We start from the raw sequence: 1,225 nt of genomic DNA, 5'->3' as shown, positions 1-1,225 counted from the left end.
TGAATAGCCCCGAGTTTATTAGACACTCTTCGTCTTCATTTTGTGGTTCTGTTCAAAGTGTACTGGTGACAGCATACCATTTCTAACGTGTTTGCGTTGGGGGTTATAGAACATCTCAATGTAATCGAACACGTCTTGCCTTGCTTCAGCTCGTGTTCTGTATGTTTTGCGCCGAACGCGTTCTCGCTTCAGCAGATTAAAAAAGCTCTCAGCTACAGCATTATCGTGACAATTCCCACGGCGGCTCATGCTGTGCTCAAGATTATGTTGTTTTAGGAATGAAGCCCAGTCCATACTTGTAAACTGGGAGCCTTGGTCGGAATGTATTAGTACCCGCTCTTTTGGTTTTCGCCGCCACACAGCCATCAACAAAGCCTGTAAGACCAGGTCTGTGGTTTGGCGTGATTGCATTGACCATCCGACAACGCGTCGAGAAAACAGGTCGATGACAACAGCCAGATAAGAAAACCCTTCATATGTCTTGATATAGGTAATATCTGTGACCCAAACCTTATCAGGCATGTCCACGTCGAACTGGCGATCCAGGATGTTGTCTATGACGATAGAAGGCTTGCCACCATATTTACCTGAGCGGCGTTTATAACCAATCTGAGCTTTGATACCTGCCAGCTTGGCCAGTCTCGCCACACGGTTTGGACAGCAGGTTTCACCCTGATCTCGCAGGTCATCGTGTAATTTGCGGTATCCGTAGACCTTACCACTGTCATGCCATGCATCATTGATCAGTGCTGTCTGCCGGATATCTTCATTTGCACGGTGACTGAAAGGCTGCTTCATCCATGCATAAAATCCGCTTGGATGGACGCAAAGCATGCGGCACATGGCACGCACATTGAAACGAACACGATGCGCCTTGATAAACGCGTACTTCATTTTGCATCCTTGGCGAAGTACGCGGTGGCTTTTTTTAGTATGTCACGCTCCTCGGTGACACGAGCAAGCTCTTGCTTCAAGCGCCTGATCTCTGACAATTGATCATCCTGCGCAGCTGCTTTCTCAGGGGCATTATAGCGCTTCATCCAACTATAAAGTGAATGTGTACTTACGCCCAAGCGACGAGAAACATCTGCTACCGAATAACCGCGCTCAGTAATTTGTTGAATAGCATCGAGTTTGAATTCGTCGGTGAAATTAGCTTTACCCATCGTAAGCTCCTTGCCTCTTTTTTAAGTCACAAGGTGTCTACAAATCTAGGGGCTATTCA

Annotated in this window: 1 protein-coding gene; it reads right to left on the bottom strand. The window is 47.0% G+C overall.

Annotation, left to right across the window (positions count from 1 at the left end):
* Positions 1-18 precede the first annotated feature (18 nt).
* Positions 19-1,166 (bottom strand): IS3 family transposase gene (locus FHY56_RS17730; RefSeq protein WP_376890372.1). Its coding sequence is split into 2 segments (ribosomal slippage): positions 19-920 and positions 920-1,166, totalling 1,149 coding nucleotides; the frame shifts between segments, so codons are not numbered across the junction.
* Between the last annotated feature and the right edge of the window lie 59 nt (positions 1,167-1,225).

This window comes from Brucella gallinifaecis (genome assembly GCF_006476605.1).
GTDB lineage: Bacteria > Pseudomonadota > Alphaproteobacteria > Rhizobiales > Rhizobiaceae > Brucella > Brucella gallinifaecis.
The sequence above is the reverse complement of the archived record's forward strand: the minus strand, read 5'-3'. Positions and strand labels throughout refer to the sequence as shown.